Source organism: Dyadobacter sp. NIV53 (genome assembly GCF_019711195.1).
GTDB lineage: Bacteria > Bacteroidota > Bacteroidia > Cytophagales > Spirosomataceae > Dyadobacter.
The window spans coordinates 6,989,934-7,010,649 of sequence record NZ_CP081299.1 but is presented as its reverse complement, the minus strand read 5'-3'; the positions used below and the strand labels follow the sequence as shown (position 1 = coordinate 7,010,649).

Sequence of the window (20,716 nt, the reverse complement as noted above, 5' to 3'; positions counted from 1 at the left end):
AAAACGTTTGTTAAAAATGAATCTTCGTGATTATATTTTAACAAACGTTTTTCATTTCGCCCATTTGAGGCTGTAAGTTTCCGGTTTTACTTTACTCAATTTTAGCAGTATTTGTCTGGCTGCAAGTTCATTCAGCATGCGTTCTGCCCTTTTTTCAGAAATATTTATGATTCTGGCGAATGCTCGGGCTGTAACAGAATCCGTTGATTTTAAATATGTAATCAAAGATTTAACATGTCGTGTGGCCAGTAATTTTTCTGTATCAAAATCTCCTTCTCCCGCAATTAAAAGCTTTGGAATTGGTACACTTTTGTCCTTCACCCGAATATAAATGATCCGCTCATTTTTCTCATTAATTGCATAATGAGGTTTGCCTGCACTTTCAATTATTTCAACCCGCAGAATTTTCTTATTATCAATTATTTCTGTGTTTAAATGTAATAAAACGGGTTCCTCAATGAGCTGACCAGCAGCTTTTTCCAGCTTTTGCAATTCTTCAAGTTCTGAGTAAATTCCCGATATCAATCCTGCATCGTCCACGCCTATCAAAAGAACCCCACCGGATGTATTGGCAAACGATGTGATCGTTTTAGCAATTTTATATGGACTGTCAATCGTTTTTTTAAATTCAATGGCTAAGCCTTCTCCTTGTTTTATTAGTTGAATGGTGCTTTTATTCATATTTAAATTAATCCATATTTTTTTCCTGGCAGTGACTTTATCATGCCCTGAAATTCAAGATTTAATAATAACGTTGCTAATTTATTAAGATGCATACCGCTTTGCCACGACAAATCATCTATCTGCATATTTCCTTTTTGTCTTAACATTCCCAGCACCTGGCCTTCATCCTGTGTAAACCCATCAAAACTCATTGGAATCTCCTTTTCGAATTGTTTTACTAATCCGTTATTTAGTTCCTGATCTAAATTCCAGCCTATTGCCATCGCCATATCCTGAACCGATGTAAAAATAGCTGCCTTATTATCTCTGATCAGCTGGTTACATCCTTCTGACTGCGGGCTACTGAGATTTCCGGGTACTGCAAATACATCACGGTGATAATTTTGTGCAAACTCGACTGTAATTAGGCTTCCACCTTTTTTTGCAGATTCTACAACTATTGTAACATCACTTAGCCCCGCAATAATTCTGTTCCTGGCGGGAAATCTCATGAAATCCGGTTTGGTCGCCAGCGCGTTTTCCGTAACAATTCCTCCATGAACCTGCATTTCCTGTGCCGTTCGCTGATGTACAGCAGGATATATGACATCCAGCCCACTAGCCATTACCCCTATTGTTGGCAAACCATTTTTTAAACATGCCCTATGAGCAGTTATGTCAACCCCGTAAGCCAGTCCGCTGACGATTAATGCCTGAAACGGAACGAGTTCCTTTATGATAGTTTCCGTAACAGTTTTCCCATACTCACTTATTTGCCGGGTTCCGACAATACCAACCGTTCTTTGCTGATTGAAGTCAAATTGTCCTCTGGAATATAGAACAACTGGTGCATCGTATAGAGATTTCAGCCTGCCCGGATAAGTTTTGTCCGTAACAAAGTGAAGCTGTGTGTCTGATTTACCACAGTCCACAAATTCCTTTTCCGCAAAAGCAAATCCGCCTCCGTTTAAAATTGAACGGGCAACTTTATCACCGATTCCTGGTATTTTAATAAGCTTTTTGTAATCAGAGGTGAATACTTTTGAAGCACCGCCGCAGTAACTAATTAATTGTCTGACTGTTACAGATCCTATTCCCGGCGTGTGAATAAGTGCCAACGTACTAATCTTTTCATTTTCCAGTGACGGCAACATAATAGTGTGTTTGATATTCTTAAATTATTGATGAAGACAAATCTGATCAAAATTAAGCCTTGAACCCAGCGAAAAATTTTGGCATAAGTTTTGCAATAAAAAGTTATTCAGACTATCATCAAAAATAACAAATTTTTTAAATCATATATGGAAAACCAAGAGATTGATGCGCACACTTTACAACATTTTGAAGGTATGGGTGCTACATATTATCCTGAAGGAGTTTATTACAGGGTTTGGGCGCCACATGCCAAAAGCGTATCGGTCGTAGGCAGTTTTAATGACTGGAAGGAAGATTCAAATCCTTTGCAGGCTGAAGAAAACGGCTTTTGGGGTGTTCTTGTTGATAATTCCAAAATTGGTGACGAATATAAATTCGCGCTGAAAACACCTTCTGGCGATTTTATGAGAAATGATCCTTACGCCTTGCAAATGACAAATTCGGCTGGAAACGGAATAGTTTATAGCCATTCGTCATTTGGTTGGAATAACGAGGACTTTCAAATTCCATCCTGGCACGAACTGGTTATTTATGAATTACACGTTGGTACATTTAATGCACCTGATGAAAACTCAATCGGTACACTGTACACAGCTATTGAAAAGTTAGGATACCTAAAAGATATGGGCTTTAATGCTGTTGAATTAATGCCATGTGCTGAATTTCCCGGGTCGCGTTCCTGGGGATACAATCCTGCGAATCCTTTCGCTATTGAGTCGGACTACGGCGGGCCGGACGGACTTAAGACATTCGTAAAAGCTGCACACGAAGCTGGTATTGCGGTAATATTGGATGTTGTTTATAATCACTTCGGGCCTTCAGATATGGATCTTTGGCAGTTTGATGGATGGCAGGAAAATGATGGCGGCGGAATATATTTTTATAACGACTGGCGTTCAGAAACTCCCTGGGGAAATACCCGTCCGGATTACGGACGTGGTGAAGTACGGCAATATATACATGACAATGCCCTGATGTGGATTAAAGATTTTCATGTGGATGGTTTGAGAATGGATATGGTTCCTTATATCCGTAATGTGAAAGCAGATGGAAATCCAGGTAATGACATACCCGAAGGAATCTCATTAATGCAATGGATTAATAAAGACATTCGTGAAAATTTCACCAATAAAATTACCATCGCCGAAGACATGCACTCGCTTGAATGTATTACCGATACCATTAACAATGATGGCTTAGGTTATGGTTCTCAATGGGATGCAAAGTTTGTTCATTCAGTGCGAGACGCAATAATTACTCAAAATGATAAAGACCGGGATATGAACAGCATTGTGGAAGCTGTTAAAAACCGATATAACCTGGATGCATTCCAACGTATTATTTATACTGAATCACATGATGAAGTAGCAAATGGACAAGCCCGAGTAGCAGAGGAAATAGCAAACGGTGACGTAAATAATTGGTACTCAAAAAAAAGGGCTGCACTTGGGGTAGCTCTTGTTCTAACTTCTCCCGGCATTCCGATGATATTTCAGGGACAGCCGTTACTTGAAGATAAATGGTTTTCGGATACCGATCCAATTGATTGGACGCGACTGGAAAAATTCAGCGGATTCGCAGCACTGCATCGTGATATGATACACTTGCGCAAGGAACTGGTTTGGCGTAACAGCTGGCCTTCAGGGACAAGAGGTTGAATTTATACGCGCCGACAATGATAAGAAAATTATTATCATGCATCGCTGGCAAAATGGTGGCCCAAAAGATAGTGTTGTGGTCATTTTAAATTTTTCTACTGAGACGTTTGCGGATTATAAAGTTGGTTTCCCAAGAGCTGGAAAATGGCATCTGCGTTTAAATAGTGATGCTGGCCAGTACGATCCTGAATTTTCTAACCAGGGAGTATTTGATTTGGACACAGTAGAAGGAGAATTCGACGGTCTTCCTGTTCACGCATCTCTTAATATTCCACCTTATACTGCTCTAATTTATTCTCAGGAAGAGTAGTTTAAGAGTTTAAAGTTTAAGAGTTTAAAAGTTGAGAGTTAAAAGTTTAAAGTTGGCAGCAACTTTGAACTCTTGAACTTTTAAACTTTAAACTCTCGTAAACTTTAAACTCAATTGATCACTCTGAAAATCCTGTCCCACCTGATTTTATTTACGAAGCTGGTGGGATTGGGATCAAGAGACATCCATACAAATATTGCTTTTCCTACAATGTGATCCTTTGGAACAAATCCCCAGTAACGGGAGTCTGCCGAATTATGACGGTTATCTCCCATCATGAAATAATAGTCCTGTTTGAAAGTATAACTTTCCAGCGGCTTACCATTTTGAGTTATCCGATTGGGTTCAATACCTACATTTTCATTCCCGTCGTAGCTTTTAATTATTTCTCCGTATAAGGCAATATTTTGTGAAGTCAAACTTACTTTCATTCCTTTTGTAGGAACCAGAACAGGACCATAATTATCTTTATTCCAATGTAATTGTTCCGAAGCCGGAAATAACTGTGGTTCTTTTAACTCCTTCGGCATTAATACGGCTTCTACCCTTTTTACAAAATCATATCCTTTCAACTTCGAAGCAAGATCAGCCGTAGTTTTTACAATATAACCAAACTCATCATTGTCGGTTATCGTATCATTATATGTTTCGGTAAAAGGCGAATAATCTGTAATTCCATTTTTTCTGAAAATATTAAGTTCGTTTACAGGAGCACCCGTTGATACAAAATATTCACTTTGTATACGTGGTGGATTTGTTTCAGCTTTACCATTAACATATACCTGACCGTTACGAACTTCTAATTTATCACCTGATATTGCAACACAACGTTTGATATAATTAGAACGCAGATCCGTCGGGTGTGGTTTAAGGTCTGGCAAAACTGAACCGTATTTTGAATATAAATCCGGATGTTCAACCGGCAGATTAAAAACTACGACATCTCCCCTCTTCACATCTGTAATTCCTGGTAAGCGAAATTGAGGCAACTGAATCCAGTCAAGATATGAAGGAATACTTGTACCCCAGATAGTCTGATGGGTTAATGGAACCTGCAATGGAGTAATAGGTGTAGTAGTTCCATAATGTATTCGGCTAACAAACAAATAATCTCCCACCAGAAGAGTGTTTTCCATGGATGGTGTAGGAATAACGAAAGCACTGAAAAACAACCAGCGGATTATTACTGCGGCTGTAACTGCAAATAGTACAGAATCAATCCATTCCCGAAAAGCAGATTTCTTTTTAGCAGGTTCAGTGCTGATCTTCATGGCATTCGCTATTTCCATTTGTTGTTATAAGTTAAATATAAAAATACTGTTTCAGATAAAGAATAAACAAATATATATCAGTTTATTGAATATACAAACAACAATAAAAAAAGAGAGCCCTGATAGTTGGCTCTCTTAATATTATTACTAAAAACCTATCTTAGTTTATGACTCTGAATAATCTGTTCCAACGAATTTTACTAAAGAAACTTGTAGGATCCGGATCAATTGACATCCAGACAAATACGGCTTTTCCAACGATGTGATCTTTTGGAACAAAACCCCAATAACGCGAATCAGCCGAATTGTGACGATTATCTCCCATCATAAAATAGTAGTCCTGTTTGAAAGTATAACTGGTTATTGCCTTTCCTCCTACTTTAATGGATGATGTATCAATAACAACGTCATCATTTCCTTCATAACTTTTAATTACAGTACCATAAGTTGCAATATTTTCCGGGGTAAGATTTACTGTCATTCCTTCTTTTGGAATTGTGATTGGCCCGTAGTTATCCCGGTTCCATTTAAATAACGGAGAATTTGGATACAACATTGGTTCACTGATTTCTTTTGGCGATTTTACCAACGTAATACTTTTAACAAAATCGAATGCTTTTAGCTTGGCTGCGATCTCTGTTGTGGTAAAAACCAGATAGCCCTGTTGGTCATTAGCTGCTATTGTATCATTAAAACTTTCGGTGTAAGGATGATATTCCGAAATCCCGTTTTCCTTAAAAACCTTTGTTTCATTTACAGTAGTAGTTGTGGCAACAAAGTATTCATCTTCCATTCTTGGCGGATTTACCATTGCTACACCATTTGTGTAAACCTGTAAATCCCTTACTTCCAGCTTATCACCAGGTAAACCAACACATCGTTTAATATAATTCGTTTTCAAATCAACCGGATGCTGCAATTCGGGAGGATAATTGAAAACAACCACATCACCACGTTTCACATCACTGAAACCTGGCAGGCGATATTGAGGTAACTGAATAGCATCCGTATAAGAAGGAATGTTGGTTCCCCAAATGGTTTGATGCGTTAATGGTACCTGTAATGGTGTTTTTGGTGTACGTGTGCCGTAATGCAACTTACTGACAAAAAGAAAATCCCCTACCAAAAGACTGTTTTCCATGGAAGGTGTAGGAATTGTAAATGCTTCAAAAAACAACCAGCGGATAAGTGTGGCGGCAATAACTGCAAAAAGTATTGAATCGAACCATTCCCTTACTGCTGATTTATGCTTTCTATAAGCAACAGGTTGGGCAGTCATTTCTTTATTAATAGCCATGCTATGTATTATTGAGAGTTAAATATTTTAATCGAGATTTTTCAAAAGATCATTCATTCCAAATACACCATGCCTGCCAGGAAGCCATTCGGCAGAAATAACAGCACCCAATGCAAAACCAGCACGATTGTGTGCAGTATGCGAAATTTCAATCCGGTCTACTTCCGACTCGTACCTGATGATATGCGTTCCCGGGACTTCGCCTTCTCTCTCGGAAACGATTTGCAAATAATTTTGTCCATTTTCAGGTGCTAGTTTCCAACCTTCCAAATCAACAGCCTCATCTATTAAACCTTCTGCAAGTGTAATAGCAGTACCGCTTGGAGCATCCAGTTTATGTATATGGTGGATTTCAGTCATCGAAGCATGATAACCATGTCCGTTCATTAATCGTGCAAGTTGCCTGTTCAGCCTGAAAAAAAGATTTACTCCAATACTATAATTAGAAGCATAGAAAAACGACCCATTTTTTTCCTTACATAGTGTTTCTATTTCAGTGCGATGTTCCAACCATCCTGTTGTGCCACTTACTATTGGCCAACCTTTTTTCAGACAATAGGTAATATTATCAAAAGCCGATTCGGGTGAACTGAATTCTATTGCCACATCAACATCCGTGGATTGAAGCTGATCCATGTCAGCTCGATTTTGCAGATCAATTTTACCAACGATGCTATGCCCTCTTTCAATGGCAATTTTTTCAATCGTTTTCCCCATTTTGCCGTATCCCAGCAATAATATTTTCATTTATTTACTTTTTTACCAGCTGTGTTAATGCAAAAATGCCGGTACGGGTTACTATTTATTTAAAATTGAAAACCAGACGAACCCCTGGTGCTGGCTGCCGCATCAATGGCTGGCTGATCTTCGGTTCAATCCTGAATGTCAGATCATCGGACAGATCAAAAGTTTTCAAATGTGCTGCTACATTGGCTTCAACAATAGTCAGGGTATAAATCAAACCTGTTACTATAATTGATAGATTTTTATTTCTGCGCCAGTAGTTTTTTTGTCTGTCAATGGCATCTCTGGATGCTGAATCCATTACAAAACTCGTATTGAATAAATTACGTACTTTAACAATTTTTTTTGTGTCAGTAGTAACACCAGTAGCCAATTCCCCAGTTTCTAAGTTATAAAAAGAATTATAGGCTTTAAGAAAATCCTGGTATTTTATTGAATTCAGATGATATGCGTAAAGGCCTCCTCCTATCGAAAGATAAATGAGCGGCAGTTTCCAATAGTCCCGGTTGTAAATTTGCCCAAAGCCAGGAATTAAAGCCAGTCTGGTAGCTTTTTTCGGCACTGGGATAAATTTTTTCTGCCATCTTTTCCAATAATAACCTTTAAAGAATCATTAACAGCACTGATAGTTGTATCAGAAACTATTATGGTATTCTTTTTATTATTCAAACTATCTTTTGCAGCTTTCTGGCTTTTTCCTTCATATGCAATGAGCAGAAACAGCACAATCCAAAACCAATTTTTCAAGCTTTTTTGTTAAATTTCAAGGTTTCTAAAATCTTTTTCAAATCATCCTGCGAAGTGAAAGGAATTTTGATTTCTCCTTTATGATCATTGTCACTCTTCACCGAAACTTTTGCTCCAAAAAATGAAGACAACTGAAACTGTAACGACTTTATTTCCTGATTAATTATAACCTGTTTTTTAGCGGCAAAAGATATATTGCTCATCAGGCCAAGCTTACGCACTTCTTCTTCAACCTTTCTAACCGACCAGCCTTCTTCAATGGTTTTATTGAAAATTTTAAGCTGGCTCATGTCGCTGTTGATTGTAATAATTGCCCGCGCATGTCCCATGCTGATTTTATTATCGCGAAGTGCAGCCTGAATCACCGGAGGAAGCTTCCAGTAAACGAATGTAATTATTAACCGTTGTCCTGTTTTTACCTACGCGAACGCCCAGTTCTTCCTGTTTGAGGTTACATTCCAGTATCAAACGCTGATAGCTAAGTGCAATTTCTATTGAGTTAAGGTTTTCTCGCTGAATATTCTCGATCAAAGCCATTTCCAGCATTTGCTGATCATTGGCTGTACGGATGTAAGCTGGTATGCTCGACATGCCAATTGACCTTGATGCCTGCAAACGCCGTTCTCCTGAAATGATCTGAAAAGCACCTTCGCCGGTTTGACGAACAGTAATAGGTTGAATTATTCCCTGCACACGAATAGAATCTGCAAGTTCCTGAAGAGCTTCCTGATCAAACTTTGTCCTGGGCTGGTATGGATTTGCTTCAATCTGGCTTATTGGTATCTCGTTCATGGAACCAACCACCTCATAAGAGGTACGGGTATTGGAACGCGGACTTACTTTATCTGAATCCTGTAGCAAGGCTCCTAAACCTCTGCCAAGACCTGTCATTTTTTTATTTTTATTACTCGTTTCCATGTGTGTTCCAGCTATTCAGATTTGGTGATCAATTAACTCCCAGATGCTTATCAGACGACAACAATCCATTTTTGGTGAGAATCTCGCGTGCAAGATTCAAATAACTGATCGCACCTTTGCTGTCTGCATCCTGTGCCATTACCGGAACACCATAACTTGGCGCTTCACTGATCCTGACATTTCTGGGGATAATTGTATTAAATACCAACGATTCAAAATGGCTGGTTACTTCATTCACAACCTGATTTGACAAGCGGAGACGAAGGTCGTACATGGTCAACAAAATACCTTCAATGACAAGATTCGTATTGAGCCTTGATTGTATGATAGTAATCGTATTTAATAATTTGCCCAGACCTTCCAAAGCAAAATATTCACATTGAACCGGGATAATAACTGAGTCAGCGGCAGTGAGACTATTGATAGTGATAAGCCCTAAAGACGGGGAACAATCTATTACAATAAAATCATAATCATCCCGAACCTCCGAAATCGCATCTTTCATCCGCTGTTCCCGGTTTGTAAGATTGATCATTTCAATCTCTGCCCCTACCAGGTCAATATGCGACGGCAGCAGATTTAAATTGGGAAAATCAGTTTCCAGGATTATATCCGCCGTTCTTGCCTCCTCTACCATGCACTCGTAAATGCTGTTTTCCATTTCCTGGGGATTAAATCCCAATCCGGACGTAGAATTAGCCTGTGGATCCGCATCGATAATAAGTGTCCTGAATTCGAGGGCCGCCAAACTCGCAGCCAGGTTAATAGCAGTGGTCGTTTTTCCTACTCCTCCTTTTTGATTTGCAATTGCAATTACTTTGCCCATGTATTCTTGTGAGTTACCGGCGTCAAATTTCAACTATTCAAGGCAAATCACCAAAAAATGTTCCACGGAGTTTTATAATTTATATTTAATTAACTAAATATCAGAATATTAACTAACATTATTATTTGATTAAATATTAATTCAACCCTTAAAATACCAATGTTTCACGCCCAAACCTGAGTTCCTTCTGTACAATTCTTGCACATTTCTATCTCAGAACGTGATCTGATCAGAGATGCCCTGAAATCATTATATTTCTTGCCTCTCCACAATTGTTTAAAAGTTTGCTTTTTCATATCCCCAAGCTGATATTCTGCGTCCTTGTCAAAACAACAAGGTACAACACCGCCATCCCAGGTAATAACACAGGAATGCCACATTTTCCAGCAATGATCTACAAACTTGTTTTTGATAGAATATTTCCCGCCATCCTGCTTTTCATAACGCGAATACTTGTCAATGGTAGGTATTAGATTATTACCTTCTTCATAATCATAAATCTGTGCAGTTTTCAGTCCGACTTCATCCACGCCCATTTCAAGGGCTAATTTTTTCACATCCTCAATTTGATGCTCGTTGGGTTTTACTACTAAAAACTGAAAAATAACATGAGGTGTACTTGACTTCAATTCTTTTTTCCATTTGATAATATTGCGCGTTCCATCCAAAACCTTTTCCAGTTTACCACCAATGCGATATTGCTGATAAACTTCCTGTGTGGTTCCGTCAATAGAAATAATCAAACGATCCAGACCCGATTCTACCGTTTTTTTTGCTTTTTCATCCGTTAAATAATGCGCGTTGGTTGATGTAGCCGTGTAAATGCCTTTATCATGAGCATATTGCACCAGTTCAAAAAATTTAGGATGCAAATACGGTTCGCCCTGAAAATAAAAAATGAGGTATAGTAAAGTATCAGCTAATTCGTCAATTGTATTTTTGTAGAGCTTTTCTTCCATCATGCCAGTAGGCCTGGTAAATGAACGCAATCCACTCGGACATTCAGGACAACGAAGATTGCATGATGTAGTCGGTTCAAAAGAAATAGCAATTGGCATACCCCAATGAACAGGTTGACCGGTCGATTTTGAATAAAAATAACTCCCTAATATTTGTATCGCATTCCATGCCCGTTTGGGTGTAACTTTGGACATCAGGTTCAGACCATCTTTAAAATTTTTATTCATATTATTTTAGCTGTTGGCTTTTAGCTGTAAGCTTTTAGTTTTCACCCTGATAAATTATGATTTAACGAACAGAGATTCCGGTTGTATATTTTATTTCAGATATAACGAAATAGCTGCTGATGTGTAACACACTTTTCAGTGCAGAAAGTTTAAGCTGATAAAATTGATTATATGCTTCCGCATCCTGTACCACTATTTTCAACATATAGTCAAAGTTACCTGATACGACTGAACATTCAAGTACTTCTTCCATTCCCACTATGGCCAGGTTGAAATCCTCGAAGCTTTCTTTGCGCTGTTTGTCCAGTGTTACATTACAATATACAACCAAAGATTTTCCCAGTTTCCGCCGGTTTAGCAAACAAACATATTTATCTATAAATCCTTCCCTTTCCAGTTTTCTTATTCGCTCATGAACAGGCGTAACTGAAAGATTGATCTGACTTGCGATTTCCTTAATAGTAAGCTGAGAATTTTGCTGTAATAATTCCAGTATCCGGGAGTCGGTACTATCCAATTGCATATAGAAGTGTTTTTTATGGCAAAAATCATATAAATAATAAACGTAAAGAATATTTTTCTATAAAATAGATGTAAATCAGTTTTGTTTTCTATTCAATTCCATTATGGTAGAATCATTTTCGCCTAATGCTTATTTTTGCAGCGTTTTAAACCGCAATAGTTTTCATAGTTAAACTTTTTCAATAATGATCATTGGCGTTCCTAAAGAAATTAAAAATAACGAAAACCGGGTAGCAGTTACTCCAGCCGGTGTTACCGAATTCCGCAAACACGGACATACGGTTTATGTTCAGAACGAAGCGGGGAAAGCAAGTGGTTTTTCTGATGAACAATATGCCACGGCAGGTGCAACTTTACTGGCAACTATTGAAGAGGTTTATGCTGTTGCCGAAATGATCATTAAAGTAAAGGAACCCATTGCAAGTGAATACACGCTTATTAAAAAGGATCAGTTACTATTTACATATTTTCACTTTGCGTCATCTGAGCCACTGACGCATGCCATGATAGAACGTCAGGCAGTTTGCCTTGCTTATGAAACAGTTGAAAGAACCGACAGAAGTTTACCATTATTGATTCCTATGAGCGAGGTTGCCGGACGTATGGCAGTTCAGGAAGGTGCAAAATATCTTGAAAAGCCAATGGGTGGATTCGGAATTTTGCTGGGCGGTGTTGCCGGTGTAAAACCTGCGAATGTATTGGTTTTGGGTGGTGGAGTTGTAGGAACACAATCGGCAAAAATGGCCGCCGGACTTGGTGCAAATGTAACGATCGTTGATATAAGCCTTGCCCGTTTACGTTATTTGGAAGACATTATGCCAGCTAATGTTGATACTGTAATGTCCAACGAATATAATATCCGTGAATTAATTCAGAGCTCAATTCTTATTATTGGTGGGGTTCTGATACCTGGTGCGAAAGCTCCATCACTGATTACACGTGATATGCTGAAACTAATGAAACCCGGTACCGTGATGGTCGATGTTGCGATTGATCAGGGTGGATGTTTTGAAACTTCGAAAGCTACAACCCACGAAGATCCAATTTATGAAGTGGACGGTGTGGTTCATTATTGCGTGGCTAATATGCCTGGTGCTGTTCCCTATACTTCTACACTTGCGCTTACAAATGCCACATTGCCATATGCCTTACAGCTTGCTAATAAAGGATGGAAAAATGCCTGTGCTACCAATGAAGAACTTCGTAAAGGGCTGAATGTAGTGAATGGAAAAATCGTTTTTAAAGGAGTTTCCGATGCATGGAATTTGCCATATGCAGATGTGAGCGAAGTACTATAATTGAGTTCAGACTTTAAACTCTGTTCTTCCCACAAGCATTTATTTGCTGGTTTTCAATTACCAGATAAAATAAGGCTGTATCAGATTAAATTCCGATATGGCCTTTTTCGTTTTATGAGCCTGAATTTTGAACAACAAATAAACACACCCAGCTTAAAAGGTAAAAGCTTAAATTAAATCCACTTTTCAGATTTACACCAATAGCATGCGTTAGTGCAAAAAGGTAATTTAGCCAAATTGCTAAAAATATTCTTCTTAACCCCCGCAATACTCATTTCTGCGCAATGTGCATTTATACGTAAAAAGCGGGTATCTAAAAATATTGCAATTTTTATTACAAATACATTGCGTATTCAAATAATATTCTTAATTTTGCATCATAATTGAACGAACATCCGTTCGCTTCTCTGCCTCATCCCCGGTTTTGCGGTTTTTCCGCTTCCAGCCTTTAAAATGTCCGGTTGGTTATTACCGTTTCGTCATGCAGAGCCCCACGGATGGTTTGTGGTTGGTGGGCTTTGCGCAATCCCCTTTTTTAAAATAAATAAAACTGGCTGTCATCCGGTTTGTCGTGCTAAAACAGGTTTGATTTTATTCAAACAAAACGACATGTGGCTTATCAGTTGTGCATTTTTTTTCAATTCCATTTCTTGTCTGATCAATTTAAAAATTGGTTTTGAAAAAATCTTATATCTGCAACTGTAATTTATTTAAGAATTTAATAACAATAACAATAGAATGACAACTGAAACAATTGAAACATTTGAGACTTTTGCTGATTTAGGAATTTCAGAAAATATACTCAAAGCATTAACTGAAATGGGTTTTGTGAAACCCTCTCCTATCCAGGCTCAAGGAATACCTGCCGTTATGCAAGGATCTGACGTGATTGGTCAGGCACAAACGGGAACCGGTAAAACTGCCGCATTTGGTATTCCTTTATTAGAAAGAATTGATGTTACCAATAATGCAGTACAAGCTCTTATACTTTGTCCTACACGTGAATTAGCCGTACAGGTTTCGGAAGAAATCGGTAGGCTTGCAAAATATCAGAAAGGTTTAAGAATTGAAGCAATATATGGCGGAGATTCTATTGATCGCCAGATACGTTCTCTTAAAAAAGGTGTACATGTAGTGGTTGGAACTCCTGGCCGTGTAATGGACCACATGGAACGCCGCACGTTGAAATTTGACCAAGTGCGTATGATGGTTCTGGATGAAGCTGATGAAATGTTGGATATGGGATTCCGTGAAGACATTGAAAGTATATTGGCTGACATGCCGGAAGATCGCCAGACGGTTCTTTTCTCGGCCACAATGTCGAAGCCGATTATGTCAATTACAAAACGTTTCCTGAATGACCCGGTTTTGATCAAGGTTGTTCGTAACGAATTGACAAACCAGAACATCGAGCAGGTTTGCTTTGAAGTAAAACCACAGGCGAAGGTTGAAGTGATGACACGTTTAATAGACATGTATCATTTGAAATCATTGCTGGTTTTTTGTAACACCAAACGTAAGGTAGACGAAATTGTTGAAGATCTTCAGTTGCGCGGTTATGCATCAGAAGGTATTCATGGTGACTTGCGTCAGCAGCAGCGTAGTAATGTTATGAGCAAATTTAAGGCTGGTGTAACAACCATCCTGGTTGCTACGGATGTTGCAGCACGTGGAATTGACGTAAGCGGACTGGATGCAGTAATTAATTATGACATTCCTCTTGACGAAGAATATTACGTACACCGTATAGGCCGGACAGGTCGCGCAGGTAACTCTGGTAAAGCGTTTTCTCTGGTAGCAAGAGACGAAAAATTCCGTCTTAAAACCATTGAAAATTATACTAAAGTAAAAATTGAAAAAGGAGTTATTCCTTCGTTCGAAGACATAGTCGGAGTTCGTAAAGCGCGTTTTGTAGAAAGTATTTCTGCTTCAATTCAGGAAGGCGGAGACAACGCACTTTATCAGGACGTATTGGAAATGCTTCAGCACAGCGGTTTTTCTACTGAACAAATTGTAGGAGCAATGGCTAAGCAGATCATGGGTGTTCAGAAAAGTGAATATTCAGATAGCAATATGGCATGGGAAGAAAGACGTGGCGGTGATGAACGCCGTGGAAGCAGCCGTGATGGTGATCGCCGTGGTGGTGATGATCGCCGCAGTGGTGGTAGCCGTTTCGACAGAGGTATCAGCCGTGAAGGTGGAAGCAGTGATCGTTTTGCACCCCGTTCTGACTCTCCCCGCAGAAGTGAAGGCGGCAGCAGCAGCCGTGATGAATCGAGACGTACTGCTACTCCGGAAGCTGGTATGACACGTTTGTTTTTGAGCCTTGGACGTAAAGACCATATCCTTCCGAAAGACATTGTTGGAGCTATTGCAGGTGAAGCTAACATTCCTGGTAAAACAATCGGTGCCATTGATATTTATGACAAGTTCACTTTTGTTGACGTACCAGAACGTGATGCCCGTGCGGTACTGCGTGCGATGGACGGAAATACTATTAAAGGGAAACCTGTTCAGATTGACATTGCTAAATAAGTAATTCGATTTTCTTATAGATTTTAAAAGGGACTTGTAAATAGGTCCCTTTTTTTATTATTTCAGGAATGCAAAACGATAATAATTTAGAAGTATGGTTACGTGGCCCGCTGCCTCAGATCCCCGCATTGTTACAACCAGTGGCTCACGCACTTTTACAGGCACTGGAAGAAATCAACTTATCCGGGAATGAATTTAGTTCTCAGCTTCTATGGAAACATCCTGTAAATATAGCTTCGGTAGGTTTTCACCTACAACATTTATCCGGCGTACTTGACAGGTTATTTACTTATGCCAGACAAGAATCATTAGATGAGGAACAGCTTCTTTATTTGAAAAATGAAGGAACAGAACCCTTTCCTGGTTGTAACTATTCAGATTTACTTCAAATTTTTAGATCCCAGGTCCAAAAAGCAATTACCCAGTTAATGGCTACCGATGAGTCAACTTTGACGGAAATCCGATATGTAGGACGCGCCAGAATTGCTTCTACTCATGTAGGTTTGCTTTTTCATGCAGCAGAACATACACAACGCCATGTCGGACAATTATTGGTGACTGCAAAGATTTTACAAGCAGGCATTGAGTAGATAACTTTGTATTTTGCACTTTTCATTCTACGTTTTACCATTTCAATTTATTTTTAAATTTATGACTTTTAACCGTCGTTTATTCCTTAGATCAGCAGGAGCAGCCGCAATTGGAACTGCTTTTACAAGTTCAATGGTTTTTTCGCTGTCGTCTTGTGGAAAATCAGGAGAAAAATCTGACAATTCTGATTCAACCAGTGTTGCTGAGACTAATTCCCCGGCACCATCAATTCCTGATTTCGGTCTCCAGCTATACAGTGTACGTGACCTTATTGGAAAAGATCCAAAAGGTGTTTTAAAGCAAATCGCAGGATTTGGATATAAGAAAATTGAAAGCTATCAGGGTGATCAGGGTGTCTTTTGGGGAATGAAGCCAAAAGAATTTAAAGCATATATGGACGAATTGGGAATGACCATCGTCAGCACCCACGCGGATACGACCAAAAATCTTGAAAAGGCGGCTGCCGAAGCTGCTGAAGCCGGGCTTTCATATATTTTACAACCTTACATCGGACCGCAAAAAACCATAGATGAATGGAAAAAACGTGCTGATGAATTCAATAAAAGAGGCGAAATATGTAACAAAGCCGGCGTAAAATTTGGTTATCACAATCATGATTATTCTTTTAAGGTGTTAGAAGGAAAAATTCCACAGGAAATTTTGCTGGACAATACTGATAAGTCCTTCGTAAGATATGAACTAGATTTGATGTGGATTGAAGCAGCCGGAGCAGATGCTGCGGCACACATAAAGAAATATACGGGCAGATATGACCTTTGCCATGTTAAAGATTTTGTACGTGAACCAAAAGTTGAATCAACTGACCTTGGAAAGGGAGATGTCGATTATGCAAGTTTGTTGAAAGTAGCTTCTGACAATGGCATCAAACAATTTATTGTTGAACAGGAAGAATACCCTGGTCCTGTATTAACCAGTATTGCCAACGACGCGGAATTTATGAAAAAGCTTGTTTTCAAATAGAAATTTCTGACTTATTCATCACTTTCTGATCTTACACGAAAAAGCCGCTGCAACCAGCTTTGCTGCTCAGCGGCTTCTTCTTTTTTTCATTTTCATTCAGTGAAATGCCTGAAAGATTTCTCAAATCAGGCTGGCCGGCATTAATCCAGCAGGTATACCACATATCCCCTACCGTTTTTACCGAGGCTTTCATCCGGCGTTCCACCTGGCCATTCAGCATGTTATGGTAGTGCTCTGAAAACTCTTTAGAATAGGTTCTTGTCAACACATTATTCCTTAACTCGTAGCTATACTTTTTATCCGGCTCAAAGGAATCACTAAGTTGTTTTTCAAATAAAAAAACGGAATCACTAGCAGCATGTGATGCAGCCACTACCAACCAGACTTCGTTTGTGATCCTATCAAGGTATTTTGCTTCACCAATCCATAAATCATAATCAGTAGCGAAGAGCTCCGGCAGACGCGATTCCCAAAAACCGTGAATTCCTTCCTGACCCGTGAGCTGTCCATTATAATTTCGGGTGGTGTGTAAGGGAACATGTGCATCAGCTACATAATGTCCCATATCTGCTGAAAGACGTAAAATGCGCTTGGCATCCTTTGCTTTGAATGCTTCCGTCAGCTGATATGCAGCCGTCTGAAGATACCAGGGAACAATGCCATGTTTTCTCAAACTGTCCTCTCCTATTCTTTTAACTGCGTCCGGCCAGTACTTTGGCAAAATATTCATTGCACTATCTCCGTATACATCCAGGTCAATAAAATGTCTTTCAGCCTCTCCTACAACTGCGTATCTTCTGCGATCAGGATTAACAGCATTTTCGGTTAAATAATCAATGTTTTGCTTATAAAATATCTGCATTTCGGCCGGCAACCTAAAAACAACCAGCCTGTTAATTCTTTTGTGAGCCCAAAATCCCCAGAGGGGCCTCCTGCTCTTTTCACCAGACACTTCATCATGAACAGAACCAATTTGCAAACCAAACTTTCTTTGTCCATCAAATGCACAGCAAAACATTGTAAATATTAATGCAGCAATGTTTAAAAGCTGATTTTTACAAAAAATTAAAAAATAATTTGGCTTTTTTTGATGATTTTTCAACTGTCTTCCAATATTTTATTTGGAGTATTTAATAATACCTATTTACACCTACTTTATACCGAAATCACAAAAAAAAGTCACAAAAGCATTAGAAACGCAACCTTCCTGAAACCGATTATCTAAAATTGACAGCGTCAAACAACTATTTTTTATATTGTTTTCAGCAGATAGCAAAACCTATCAGAGAAAGCGATCCAAATATAATATTGTATTTAACCAAAAAACATACTTTTTAATTTGAAATAGTTATAAAAATCAATATTATTTATATTTTTTATGAAAATAATACAATAATTAAATTATGTTGTACATTTGTTTATCAAAAATCAAACATGCTATCCCGATAGTAACTAATAATGGAATCGAAAAGTAAAACATTCAAATATTTAGTGCCGGTATTCGCTTTATGCGTTTTTATGCTGGTGATATACGGAGCTTACGTCCCTCACAAATCTGCTGAGACACAAACAGTGATCTGTATCAAATTTAAGCCGGGCACTACACCTCAGGATGTAGAAAAACACATGCGTGATTTTGCATCGATGAAGAACAATGTAAAAGATGTTGTAGCTTATTCAGCAGGACGCGTTCAAAAAACTGACGCCGCAGACAGCCAGTTTGACGTGATTCATTACCTAACATTCCGTACAAACGAAGGTGCGCAGGAATATCCGGCAAATGCAGATCGTAAGGCGTTTGTTAAGAGTAATGAATCAAACTGGGAGAATGTTCTGGAATTGAATTCCAGCATCGAAAAGTAATTAAAATAGTAATAGGAGTGAAAATTATTAAAAAGAGCCGGGCTTCCCGACTCTTTTTTCTTTTCCGAGCAAGCCTAATTACCATTCAATGGGGTTAAGTCCCTGTTCTTGTAGATATGAATTGGCCTTACTGAAATGTTTGGTACCAAACCAGCCTCCGCCATTGGCCGCCATGGGTGATGGATGCTTTGCCTTTAAAACCTCATGTTTTGATGCATCAATAACCGCTCCCTTTTCCTGAGCATAGCGTCCCCAAAGCATAAAAACAAGGTTTTCTTTTTCATCTGATAAACACTTAATAACGGCGTCTGTAAATCTTTCCCAACCTTTGTTCTGATGTGAGCCGGGTGTTGCACTTTGTACAGTTAACGTCGCATTTAATAAAAGTACGCCCTGAGATGCCCAGCGCTCCAGGTTCCCGGAAGCAGGTATGGGTTTGCCAAGATCATCCTTAATTTCCTTAAAAATATTAATAAGCGAAGGCGGCATTCTGATCCCGTCGTTTACTGAAAAACATAGCCCGTTGGCCTGGCCTTCTCCATGATAAGGATCCTGACCTAAAATCACGACCTTGCAATCATCAAAACTGCAAGTGATTAAAAGCATTGAAAATCTGCCGTGCAGGTGGAAATATTTTTTTTGTTGTATACTCCTCTCTCACGAAAGATGTAAGAGAAACAAAATATGGTTTTTCAAATTCATCTGCCATTTTCGCCTTCCAGGACTCCTCTATTTTTACGTCCATAACGTCGTGTTTAATTTAAAAACCTAAATAAAATGATTTTTGTTTTTGTTTTATCAGCATTTGATTACTATTTTCGTTTATGTAGAAGTATTACAAACTAAACTCCTGTATACTTTAAACTTCTCAATACTAATCAACACCCTCAATCCTACTATGGTATCGAAAGTAACAGATGGTGTCAAAGTCACCGTATTGACAGAATACCAACCCGATTATTCTAATCCGGGCCAGGATCATTATGTGTTTACGTATAAAATCCTGATTGAAAACCACAGCGAACATACAGTGAAGTTACTGCGCAGGCACTGGCTTATTTATGATGCCAATGGTACAGTTCGTGAAGTAGAAGGAGAAGGCGTAGTCGGTTTACAGCCGATTCTGGAACCTGGTGATTTACATGAATATGTTTCAGGGTGTAATCTTCGTACAGACATCGGTAAAATGGCCGGAACTTATTTAATGGAACGCATTTTAGATGGAAGGCAATTCCGTGTGATCATTCCCGCTTTTTCTCTTATCGTACCTTACCGGTTAAATTAAAACTGGTTTTCGGATAACACCGGAACCTGGTCAAAGTATTAATTGCAAATAAAATACCACAAATTGATTGCTGCCTACATTAAGTACTTATTGCGTTCAGGTAACGAGCATGCCATTCACTCCCCATTTCTTTTTGATTTATACACCAACGTTATTGCTTCTAAAAAGGACAAAAATCCTGATTATATTACGTTAAAAGCATTAAGAAAAGAACTTCTTCAATCCGATAAGCAAATTGAAATCCTGGATTTGGGAGCGGGTTCACGAATTAATAAATCCAATCTCCGGAAAATTAAAGCTATAGCCAAAAACGCAGAAAAACCGGAAAAATTTGGTAAGTTGTTTAATCGGCTGATTCGAAGATTTCAACCCAAAACCATTCTGGAACTTGGTACTTCATTAGGGCTTACCACATTGTACATGTCTCGTGCCAAACCAGACTCACAAATTATTTCCTTTGAAGGTTGCCCTGAAACCGCCAAAGTTGCAGAAGAAAACTTTGCAAAAGCCGGTGCAGAAAATATAGAAATTGTAATTGGAAATATTGATGAAACTCTTCCTCAGGAATTAAAGAAATTGAAGGACGGAATTGATTATGCATACTTTGATGCCAATCATCGTTACGAGCCAACCGTTCGTTATTTTGAAACCTGTCTACCTTATGCAACTAACGACTCACTTTTTATTTTTGATGATATTTACTGGTCTCCCGAAATGACAAAAGCCTGGGAATATATCAAAGCCCATCCTGATGTAATATTAACCGTTGACCTTTTTTGGATCGGGCTCGTTTTTTTTCGTAAAGAGCAGGTTAAAGAGAATTTCACACTTAGGTTTTAAAAAAAATTGCTGAATTAATTCATTT

20 protein-coding genes and 2 pseudogenes are annotated in these 20,716 nt (G+C 38.7%); 9 read left to right on the top strand and 13 right to left on the bottom strand.

What is annotated here, in order from left to right; all coding sequences use genetic code 11:
* Positions 1 to 51 precede the first annotated feature (51 nt).
* Together KZC02_RS28825 and dprA are read right to left on the bottom strand one after the other, a co-directional pair.
* The gene (locus tag KZC02_RS28825) at positions 52 to 681 is read right to left on the bottom strand and encodes a helix-turn-helix domain-containing protein (protein WP_221391828.1); all 630 of its coding nucleotides are present in this window, start codon (positions 679 to 681) and stop codon (positions 52 to 54) included.
* Positions 682 to 683: 2 nt separating this feature from the next.
* A complete protein-coding gene (dprA, locus tag KZC02_RS28820; RefSeq protein WP_221391827.1) occupies positions 684 to 1,817 on the bottom strand; it encodes a DNA-processing protein DprA in 1,134 nt (377 codons plus the stop codon).
* A 147-nt stretch (positions 1,818 to 1,964) separates the two neighbouring features.
* Between dprA and KZC02_RS28815 the strand changes: the two genes are divergently transcribed.
* Positions 1,965 to 3,476, top strand: a complete 1,512-nt coding sequence (locus KZC02_RS28815) for an alpha-amylase family glycosyl hydrolase (RefSeq protein WP_229253878.1) — start codon at positions 1,965 to 1,967, stop codon at positions 3,474 to 3,476.
* A 37-nt stretch (positions 3,477 to 3,513) separates the two neighbouring features.
* On the top strand, positions 3,514 to 3,786 hold the full coding sequence (locus tag KZC02_RS32280; RefSeq protein ID WP_229253877.1) for an alpha amylase C-terminal domain-containing protein: 273 nt from the start codon (positions 3,514 to 3,516) through the stop codon (positions 3,784 to 3,786).
* 110 nt (positions 3,787 to 3,896) lie between these two features.
* Here KZC02_RS32280 and lepB (KZC02_RS28810) read toward each other — a convergent pair whose 3' ends face one another.
* From lepB (KZC02_RS28810) to KZC02_RS28770, 9 genes and pseudogenes are all read right to left on the bottom strand, one after another.
* Positions 3,897 to 5,075 (bottom strand): signal peptidase I, encoded by a 1,179-nt coding sequence (gene lepB / locus KZC02_RS28810; protein WP_221391826.1) that lies wholly within the window; start codon positions 5,073 to 5,075, stop codon positions 3,897 to 3,899.
* A 142-nt stretch (positions 5,076 to 5,217) separates the two neighbouring features.
* Complete coding sequence (lepB, locus tag KZC02_RS28805; RefSeq protein WP_221391825.1) at positions 5,218 to 6,354, bottom strand: signal peptidase I; 1,137 nt, start codon at positions 6,352 to 6,354, stop codon at positions 5,218 to 5,220.
* Between the two features lie 27 nt (positions 6,355 to 6,381).
* Positions 6,382 to 7,101, bottom strand: coding sequence for a 4-hydroxy-tetrahydrodipicolinate reductase (gene dapB, locus KZC02_RS28800; protein ID WP_221391824.1), 720 nt, complete (start codon positions 7,099 to 7,101; stop codon positions 6,382 to 6,384).
* 55 nt (positions 7,102 to 7,156) lie between these two features.
* The gene (locus tag KZC02_RS28795; protein ID WP_229253876.1) at positions 7,157 to 7,660 is read right to left on the bottom strand and encodes a DUF5683 domain-containing protein; all 504 of its coding nucleotides are present in this window, start codon (positions 7,658 to 7,660) and stop codon (positions 7,157 to 7,159) included.
* Positions 7,630 to 7,845, bottom strand: coding sequence for a hypothetical protein (locus KZC02_RS28790; RefSeq protein ID WP_221391823.1), 216 nt, complete (start codon positions 7,843 to 7,845; stop codon positions 7,630 to 7,632). The genes KZC02_RS28795 and KZC02_RS28790 overlap by 31 nt, the downstream gene beginning before the upstream one ends.
* Positions 7,842 to 8,763 (bottom strand): annotated as a pseudogene (locus KZC02_RS28785) (ParB/RepB/Spo0J family partition protein). The gene KZC02_RS28790 and the pseudogene KZC02_RS28785 overlap by 4 nt, the downstream one beginning before the upstream one ends.
* Before the next feature lie 28 nt (positions 8,764 to 8,791).
* A complete protein-coding gene (locus KZC02_RS28780) occupies positions 8,792 to 9,589 on the bottom strand; it encodes a ParA family protein (RefSeq protein ID WP_221391822.1) in 798 nt (265 codons plus the stop codon).
* Between the two features lie 164 nt (positions 9,590 to 9,753).
* Positions 9,754 to 10,776, bottom strand: a complete 1,023-nt coding sequence (locus KZC02_RS28775; RefSeq protein ID WP_221391821.1) for an SPASM domain-containing protein — start codon at positions 10,774 to 10,776, stop codon at positions 9,754 to 9,756.
* A gap of 61 nt (positions 10,777 to 10,837) precedes the next feature.
* The gene (locus KZC02_RS28770; protein ID WP_221391820.1) at positions 10,838 to 11,299 is read right to left on the bottom strand and encodes an Lrp/AsnC family transcriptional regulator; all 462 of its coding nucleotides are present in this window, start codon (positions 11,297 to 11,299) and stop codon (positions 10,838 to 10,840) included.
* Between the two features lie 184 nt (positions 11,300 to 11,483).
* Here KZC02_RS28770 and ald point away from each other — a divergent pair, with 184 nt between their 5' ends.
* The 4 genes from ald to KZC02_RS28750 all read left to right on the top strand — a co-directional run bounded on the left by ald (position 11,484) and on the right by KZC02_RS28750 (position 16,703).
* Positions 11,484 to 12,596, top strand: coding sequence for an alanine dehydrogenase (gene ald, locus KZC02_RS28765; RefSeq protein WP_221391819.1), 1,113 nt, complete (start codon positions 11,484 to 11,486; stop codon positions 12,594 to 12,596).
* A gap of 738 nt (positions 12,597 to 13,334) precedes the next feature.
* Complete coding sequence (locus KZC02_RS28760) at positions 13,335 to 15,131, top strand: DEAD/DEAH box helicase (protein ID WP_221391818.1); 1,797 nt, start codon at positions 13,335 to 13,337, stop codon at positions 15,129 to 15,131.
* Between the two features lie 68 nt (positions 15,132 to 15,199).
* Complete coding sequence (locus tag KZC02_RS28755) at positions 15,200 to 15,721, top strand: DinB family protein (protein WP_221391817.1); 522 nt, start codon at positions 15,200 to 15,202, stop codon at positions 15,719 to 15,721.
* Between the two features lie 61 nt (positions 15,722 to 15,782).
* Positions 15,783 to 16,703: a sugar phosphate isomerase/epimerase gene (locus KZC02_RS28750; protein WP_221391816.1), complete on the top strand. Its 921-nt coding sequence runs from the start codon at positions 15,783 to 15,785 to the stop codon at positions 16,701 to 16,703.
* A gap of 31 nt (positions 16,704 to 16,734) precedes the next feature.
* Here the strand turns inward: KZC02_RS28750 and KZC02_RS28745 are convergent, their stop codons facing one another.
* A complete protein-coding gene (locus KZC02_RS28745) occupies positions 16,735 to 17,721 on the bottom strand; it encodes a zinc dependent phospholipase C family protein (RefSeq protein ID WP_221391815.1) in 987 nt (328 codons plus the stop codon).
* 440 nt (positions 17,722 to 18,161) lie between these two features.
* Between KZC02_RS28745 and KZC02_RS28740 the strand changes: the two genes are divergently transcribed.
* Positions 18,162 to 18,566 carry a Dabb family protein gene (locus tag KZC02_RS28740; protein ID WP_229253875.1) on the top strand — a complete coding sequence of 135 codons (405 nt, stop codon included), beginning with the start codon at positions 18,162 to 18,164 and terminating at the stop codon, positions 18,564 to 18,566.
* 78 nt (positions 18,567 to 18,644) lie between these two features.
* On the opposite strand, the pseudogene ung reads toward KZC02_RS28740, so the two are convergent.
* A pseudogene (gene ung / locus KZC02_RS28735) lies at positions 18,645 to 19,311 on the bottom strand (uracil-DNA glycosylase).
* A 153-nt stretch (positions 19,312 to 19,464) separates the two neighbouring features.
* Between ung and apaG the strand changes: the two are divergent.
* Both apaG and KZC02_RS28725 read left to right on the top strand, forming a co-directional pair.
* Positions 19,465 to 19,851, top strand: coding sequence for a Co2+/Mg2+ efflux protein ApaG (gene apaG / locus KZC02_RS28730; protein ID WP_221391814.1), 387 nt, complete (start codon positions 19,465 to 19,467; stop codon positions 19,849 to 19,851).
* A 63-nt stretch (positions 19,852 to 19,914) separates the two neighbouring features.
* Entirely contained in the window at positions 19,915 to 20,691 is a 777-nt protein-coding gene (locus tag KZC02_RS28725; RefSeq protein WP_221391813.1) for an O-methyltransferase, read from the top strand.
* Positions 20,692 to 20,716 lie beyond the last annotated feature (25 nt).